3 protein-coding genes are annotated in these 7,363 nt (G+C 73.1%); 2 read left to right on the top strand and 1 reads right to left on the bottom strand.

From position 1 onward, the window contains the following. Positions 1 to 182 precede the first annotated feature (182 nt). Positions 183 to 2,393 carry an ATP-dependent DNA helicase RecG gene (gene recG / locus AOK17_RS20835; protein WP_055614022.1) on the bottom strand — a complete coding sequence of 737 codons (2,211 nt, stop codon included), beginning with the start codon at positions 2,391 to 2,393 and terminating at the stop codon, positions 183 to 185. Positions 2,394 to 2,556: 163 nt separating this feature from the next. Here recG and AOK17_RS20830 point away from each other — a divergent pair, with 163 nt between their 5' ends. Both AOK17_RS20830 and AOK17_RS20825 read left to right on the top strand, forming a co-directional pair. Next, a complete protein-coding gene (locus tag AOK17_RS20830) occupies positions 2,557 to 4,404 on the top strand; it encodes an HSP90 family protein (protein WP_055614021.1) in 1,848 nt (615 codons plus the stop codon). Further along, positions 4,401 to 7,355 carry a tetratricopeptide repeat protein gene (locus AOK17_RS20825; protein WP_245697256.1) on the top strand — a complete coding sequence of 985 codons (2,955 nt, stop codon included), beginning with the start codon at positions 4,401 to 4,403 and terminating at the stop codon, positions 7,353 to 7,355. Before AOK17_RS20830 ends, AOK17_RS20825 begins: the two co-directional genes overlap by 4 nt. Positions 7,356 to 7,363: the final 8 nt, after the last annotated feature.

The raw sequence follows: 7,363 nt of genomic DNA, 5'->3' as shown, positions 1-7,363 counted from the left end.
CGCCCACGCGGCGGAGCCGCATATCGGCACAGCCCCGCGGCCCTTTGGGGCGCGGCCCCGCGGCTCTTCCGGGCGCGGCCACCGGAGCCCGGCCACGGGAGCGCGGCGGAGGGAGCGCGGCGGAGGGAGCGCGGCCAAGGGGTCTCATCCATCGAGGCGCGGCCGAAGGGGCGTGCCTTGCCTCAGCCCTTCTCCAGGTACTGCTCCCTCTCCTCGTCCAGCAGGGCCTGGAGGGCTGTGCGCAGGCCGGGGAGGTGTTCCAGGTCCGGGTCGGACGCGACCACCGCGGTCGCCTCGTCGCGGGCCTCGGCGATGATCTCCTCGTCGTCGATGACCGCGAGCATCCGCAGTGAGGTGCGGGCGCCGGACTGGGCTTGGCCGAGGACGTCGCCCTCGCGGCGCTGTTCGAGGTCGATGCGGGAGAGCTCGAAGCCGTCGAGGGTGGAGGCGACCGCGGTCAGCCGCTGGCGGGCCGGGCTGGCCTCGGCCATCTCGGTGACCAGGAGGCAGAGGCCCGCGGCGGAGCCACGGCCGACGCGGCCCCGCAGCTGGTGGAGCTGGGAGACACCGAAGCGGTCGGCGTCCATGATCACCATCGCGGTGGCGTTCGGGACGTTCACCCCGACCTCGATGACCGTCGTGGCGACCAGCACGTCCGTCTCCCCCGCGGCGAAGCGGCGCATCACGGCGTCCTTGTCGTCCGGGGGCATACGGCCGTGCAGGACCTCGACCTTAAGGCCCTGGAGCGGGCCCTTGGCCAGCTGGTCGGCGATGTCGAGGACGGCGAGGGGCGGGCGCTTCTCGGCGGCGTCCTCCGGGGACGGCTTCTTCTTGGACTTCTTCGGGTCGTCGTCCTCGTCGCCGATGCGCGGGCAGACCACGTACGCCTGATGGCCGTTGGACACCTCCTCTCGCACGCGCTCCCACGCGCGCGAGAGGAAGTGGGGTTTGTCCGCGGCCGGGACGACATGGCTGGCGATGGGTGAGCGGCCGGCGGGGAGCTGGTCCAGGACGGACGTCTCCAGGTCGCCGAAGACGGTCATGGCGACCGTGCGCGGGATCGGGGTGGCGGTCATCACGAGGAGGTGCGGGGGCTGTTTGCCCTTGCCGCGCAGGGCGTCCCGCTGCTCGACGCCGAACCGGTGCTGCTCGTCCACCACGACCAGGCCCAGGTCGTGGAACTGCACCTTGTCCTCGATCAGGGCATGCGTCCCGATGACGATCCCGGCCTCGGCGGTGACCAGGTCGAGCAGTGCCTGCCGCCGCCCGGCCGCCCCCATGGACCCGGTGAGCAGCACCACCTTGGTGGAGTGCTCGGCGCCACCGAGCATGCCGCCCTCGGCCAGCTCCCCCATCATCTCGGTGATCGACCGGTGGTGCTGCTGGGCGAGCACCTCGGTGGGCGCGAGCATCGCGGCCTGACCGCCCGCGTCGACGACGGCGAGCATGGCGCGCAGAGCCACCATCGTCTTCCCGCTTCCGACCTCTCCCTGGAGGAGCCGGTGCATCGGATGCTCCGTGGCCAGGTCGTCGAAGATCTCCTTGGAGACCTTCAGCTGGCCCTCGGTGAGGGTGAAGGGCAGCTTGGCGTCGAAGGCGGACAGCAGGCCGTCCTTCTTGGGTTTGCGGGCCACGGCGGGCAGTTGGGCGTCCGCGTGGCGGCGGCGGGCCAGGGCCACCTGGAGGACGAAGGCCTCGTCCCACTTGAGGCGGGAGCGGGCGTCCTCGATGTCCGCCTTGGTGTGCGGGCGGTGGATCTTCAGCAGGGCCTCGGGGAGCGGGACCAGACCGCGGCCGGCCCGCAGGGATTCGGGCAGCGGATCGGTGGCCTCCTGGGCGCTCGGCAGCACTGTCTGGACCGCCTTGGCGATCTTCCAGGACTCCAGCTTGGCGGTGGCGGGATAGAGCGGGATGAGGGCGCCCGCCCAGGTGTCCACCGTCTCGGTCACGTCGTCGCCGCGCAGCAGCTCGTACGCCGGGTGGGCCAGTTGGAGGCGGCGGTTGAAGACGGAGACCTTGCCCGCGAACAGCGCGCGGGTGCCGGGCAGGAGCTCCTTGTGGGGCTTGTGCACGCCGTTGCCGAAGAAGACCAGCTTGAGCTGGCCGCTGCCGTCCGTGATGGTCACTTCGAGGCGCTGGCCCTTGCCCCGGGGGGCCTTGGGCGAGGAGAAGGTGAGCAGGCGGGCGTCGGCGACCTGGGCGACCACCGTCGCGTGCTCGTCCAGGGGCAGGTCGGCGAGGTGGGTGAGCTGGCCGCGCTCCTCGTACCTGCGGGGATAGTGGTGCAGGAGGTCGCCGACGGTGTGCAGGCCGAGGTGCTCGGCCATCACCTTCGCGGTGGCGGGTCCGAGCACCTTCTTCAGTGGTTCTTCGAGCGCGGGCACGAGATCCATTGCACACCACCGCACTGACAATGCCGTATACGTCCCGGAAATCCGCTGGTCAGACGGCTGGTTCGGGGCCTAGGATGTCCGGCTCCGGCCCTGTTCGCGGTCACCTCGTCTTGGGACCGCCCGACCCCGCGCCGTCGCACGTCCCCCCACCGGCGCAGCGACGATGGACTCCCAGATCTCACAGTCAGCTCAAGGCTCCCAGTCACCCCATACGTTCCAGGTCGACCTGCGCGGCCTCGTGGACCTTCTCTCCCATCACCTCTACTCCAGCCCCAAGGTGTATCTGCGCGAGCTGCTGCAGAACGCCGTGGACGCGATCACCGCCCGGCGTGCCGAGCAGCCCGACGCACCTGCCCTGGTGCGGCTGTTCGTCGAGGGCGGCCCGGGCGGTGCCCTTCGTGTGGAGGACTCCGGGATCGGGCTCACCGAGACGGACGTGCACAGCCTCCTGGCGACCATCGGCCGCAGTTCCAAGCGGGCGGAGGGCCTGGAGTCGGCGCGCTCCGACTTCCTCGGGCAGTTCGGCATCGGCCTGCTCGCCTGCTTCGTGGTCGCCGAGCGCATCCGGGTGGTCAGCCGCAGCGCCCGTACGCCGGACGCACCGCCCGTGGAGTGGACGGCGGCCGACGACGGCTCGTACACGGTCCGTACGCTGCCTCACGAGGCCCGCCCCGAACCGGGTACGACCGTGTACCTGGTGGCGCGTCCGGGCGCCGCCGACTGGCTGTCCGAGGAGCGGGTCCTCGCGCTCGCCCGGGACTTCGGATCGCTGCTTCCGTACGACGTACGGGTGGGCGACGAGGCGGTCACGGACCTCCCGGCGCCCTGGGACCGCGCGCACCCGAGCCCCGCCTCCCGAAGGGTGGCCCTGGGGCGGCACTGCCACGAGCTGTTCGGGTTCACGCCGCTGGACTCGATCGACCTGGACGTGCCGCTCGCCGGGATACGCGGGGTGGCGTACGTGCTGCCGTCCGCGGTCAGTCCCGCCCAGCGCGCCGGTCATCGCGTGCACCTGAAGGGCATGCTGCTCACCGAGCGGGCCGAACAGCTGCTGCCCGACTGGGCGTTCTTCGTGCGCTGCGTCCTCGACACGGACAGCCTGCGGCCCACCGCGTCCCGCGAGGCGCTGTACGAGGACGAGGCCCTGGCGGGCGTACGGGAGGCGCTGGGCGAGCGGATCAGGGCCTGGCTGACGGGGCTCGCGGCCGGTGATCCCGAGCGGCTCGCGGCCTTCCTGGCGGTGCACCACCTGGGCGTGAAGTCCCTGGCGCGGCACGACAGCGAGATGCTGCGCACGATGCTGCCGTGGCTGCCCTTCGAGACGACCGACGGGCAACTGTCCCTGGAGGAGTTCGCCCAGCGGCACCCGGTGGTGCACTTCACGCGGTCCGTGGAGGAGTACCGCCAGGTCGCGCCGATCGCGTCCGCGCAGGGCGTGGGTGTCGTCAACGGCGGCTACACGTACGACAGCGAGCTGGTCGAGGCGCTGCCCTCGGTGCGGCCCGGGACGGTCGTGGCGGAGCTGGACGCCGACACGGTGACCGCGCATCTGGACTCGGTCGACCCGGCGGTGGAGCTGGCCCTGTCGGCCTTCCTGGGGGCCGCGCGGGCCAAACTCGACCCCCTGGGGTGCGATGTGGTCCTGCGCGCCTTCCACCCCCTCTCCGTGCCCGCACTGCACCTGGACGACCGGGCGGCCCGCCACGAGCAGGCCCGCGCGGAGGCCGAGGAGCAGGCCGACGACCTGTGGGCGGGCATCCTCGGCTCGCTGCGCGGCAGCGCCCCGCGCGCGCGGCTGGTGCTCAACCACCTCAACCCGCTGATCCGGAGGATCAGTTCACTCGACGACCGGGAGCTGATCGGGACGGCGACGGAGTCCCTCTACGGGCAGGCCCTGCTGATGGCCCAGCGCCCGCTGCGACCGGCGGACTCGGCACTCCTGAACCGGTCGTTCATCGGCCTCCTGGAGTGGGCCACCCACAGCGACTCCCCGGAGGAGGGCCCCCGATGAGCCGGACCGGTGAAAACATGGACTTCGACGCGCTGCGCCGGGCGATGCAGGAGAACTACGAGCAGCCGGAGGGCCCGGCCCGCAACGCGCGCGCGGAGGTCCTGCTCGCCGAGGCCGAGAAGCTGAACATCCCGCTCGCCGTGATCGAGGCGCTCGGCCATCAGCTGAAGGTCTACAACTACAGCTCCGAGAAGGACCGGATGTTCGTCCCCTTCGCGCGCCTGCTGCGCATGTGGGACGAACACCCCGAGGACTTCGACGAGTACGAGACCCACTCCCTGCACTGGGTCTTCAAGTGGGTGTCCTCCGGAATGGTCGGCCAGCCGCATGTTCCGCTCGCCTCCATCGAGAAGTGGCTCGGCGAGATGGAGCACCGCTACCGGCTCGCCGGTCACTCCGAACGGGCGGTCCGCAGCACCGAGTTCACGGTGGCGCGGTCCATCGGGGACCTGGCGCGGGCCGAGCGGGCGTACACCGCGTGGCTGGCCGCCGACCGGGACAGCATGGCCGACTGCCACGCCTGCGAACTGCACGACCAGGGCTGGTGGCGGGCCGAGCAGGGTTCCGACGCCGAGGCCCTGGAGCTGTGGCGGCCCGTCCTGGAGGGCGAGTACACGTGCGCCCACGAGCCGCACGCGGTCCTCGCGTCCTCGCTGGTGCCCCTGCTGCGGCTCGGCCGCCCGGACGAGGCGCGGGCCCACCATCTGCGCGGCTTCCGGCTCGTACGTCCCATGGAGAGCATGCGCGGCGCGTACGCGGACCACGTGGAGTTCTGCGTGCTCACCGGCAACGAGGCGCGGGCCCTGGAGCTGCTGGCGGAACGTCCCGCCTACTTCACGGACGCCGGGGAACCGCGCAGCCGGATGGACTTCCTGGCCGTGGTCGCCCTGCTGACGGACCGGCTGACCTCGCTCGGGCTCGGCGCGCAGACCGTGCCGGGACCGGCCGGCCGCACCTGGACCGCGGCCGAACTCGCCGCCCACGCGCGCGTGGAGGCCCTTTCGCTGGCGGGCCGCTTCGACGAGCGCAACGGCACGGCGTACGTGAGCGGACGCGTCCGGGAGCGCATGGACCAGCCGCCGCTGGTGGAGCGGCTGCCCCTGGGCATACGCACGACACCGACCGTGGCCGCTCCCGCCCGGCCCGCGCCGGCCCCGTCCACGGATGCCACTGCCGACTCCGAGCCGGATCTGGCCGCGCTGCTCGCCGAGGCCCGTCGGCTCTCGGCCGCCCTGCACCCGGATTCCGTCGCGGCATGGGCCGCGGTCGCGGAGGCGGAGGCGGCGGACGACGAGGACCTGACTCCCCGCGACCGCGCGGAGCTGACCGACCACGAGGCGATGGGCCTGGGCCCCGAGGGCGTGGAGCTGTTCGCCCGCGCCGCCGAGCTGTACGAGGCCGCGGGCGACCCGGGCGAGGCCCTGGCGGCACGCGCGCGTGGAGCGTACGTACTGGCCCTCTCCGGCCGGACCCGCGAGGCGCTGGCCGCGGTCTCGGAGCCGTACGAGCGGGTGCTCGCCCTCTACGCGGAGGGCGGGACCGGTGTCCAGCAGGCCGCCTCGGTACTGGTGGGACGGGCACGCATCCTGCTGCAGCGGGTGCACGAGGCGGCGGAGGTGAACGGCGCTGGAGACGGCACCGAGGCCCTGGCCGCCGCGGAGACGGCCGCACGGGAGCTGCTTGCCCTCGCCGAGCCGGAGGCCGGGAACGACGTCCTGGTCGCCTCCCGGGCCGCGGAGGCACAGGCCATGCTCGGGGAGCTCGCCGCGCACGCCGGGGACGCGGAGAGGGCCGCGGAGCTGCTCACGCGTGGCTCGGAGGCGTTCGTGGCGGCCGGGCTGCCGTGGTTCGCGGTGGAGTACGAGGCCCGGCTCACCGGAATCGCACGCCACCTGGGCGACGCCGAGGCGGCCGAGCGCGCGGCCCGGGGGGCGCTGGAGCACGGCGCGGATTTCCTGGAGCCGACCGGCCACGCCCAACTGCACCTCCAACTGGCCGAGATACTCGGCGCCACCGGTCGGTTCGGGCCCGCCGCCGACCACGCCCTGGAGGCGTCGCACTGGGCCGACGAGGGCGGCGAGGGGGCCACGCTCGGTGCCTGGGCCAGACATCAGCTCGGCGGCTTCCTGCTGCGTCAGGGGCACTGGGCCGAGGCCGCGGAGGTCCTGGAGTCGGCGCTGCCCGAGCTGAGCGCGCAGACGCACGGCGACGGGGCGATCGTGCAGACCCACTGGTGGCTCGGCGACTGTCTCACCGAGCTCGGCGAACACCGCGAGGCCGCAGAACACTGGCTCCAGGCGGCCGAGATCGCCCGGCACTGGCCCGAGCAGCACGACCACGCGATGCTCGCCCATCTCGCCGCGGAGGCCCTCGGCCACGCGGAACTGCTCCCGGAGGCGGAGCAGGCCTACGCGCGCGCCGGTGGCCTCTGGCGGTCCCTCGGCAACGTCCACGGGCTGATCCGCTCCCTGCGGGCGCGCGCGTGGCTCGCGGTGCGCGAGGAGGGCTCGGGGCTCGACACGGCACGCGAGTTGATGGGCGAGGCGGTCCGCGTGTGCGAGGACGAGGTGCCTGAGGACGACGAGGCACGCGCACAACTCGTCGCCGAACTCGCCCAGACGCACCGGCAGTTCGGCGACCTCGTCGCCCGCTCCACGCCCGACGACGCCGACGACGAGGCGATCCACGCCCTGTTCGAGGAGGCCCTGGCCCACGTCACGCTGGCCGTCGCGGGCTTTCTCTCCCTCGGCGAGGACGCCCTGCACAGCCGCACCGGCGCCCAACTCGCCGCCGGGTGGCTGGAGGCGGACCTCGAACACCCCGGCTGGGCGGCGGCACGCGCGCGTGAGGTGCTCGCCGCGTACGCCGAGGGGGACGGGGCGAACGAGACGGTGGTGGCCCGGCGGGCCGAGGCGGAGCGGTTGCTGCGGGCGACGGAGTCGACCGCGTAGCGCTCCGC

Source organism: Streptomyces phaeochromogenes, from assembly GCF_001418655.1.
GTDB lineage: Bacteria > Actinomycetota > Actinomycetes > Streptomycetales > Streptomycetaceae > Streptomyces > Streptomyces phaeochromogenes.
Note: the sequence above shows the minus strand (reverse complement) of the source record. Positions and strands in the feature narration are given on the sequence as shown.

Excerpts from the sequence above, each read along its gene's own strand:
- recG (WP_055614022.1), bottom strand. The coding sequence starts at position 2,393 with ATGGATCTCGTGCCCGCGCTCGAAGAACCACTGAAGAAGGTGCTCGGA.
- AOK17_RS20830 (WP_055614021.1), top strand. The coding sequence starts at position 2,557 with ATGGACTCCCAGATCTCACAGTCAGCTCAAGGCTCCCAGTCACCCCAT.
- AOK17_RS20825 (WP_245697256.1), top strand. The coding sequence starts at position 4,401 with ATGAGCCGGACCGGTGAAAACATGGACTTCGACGCGCTGCGCCGGGCG.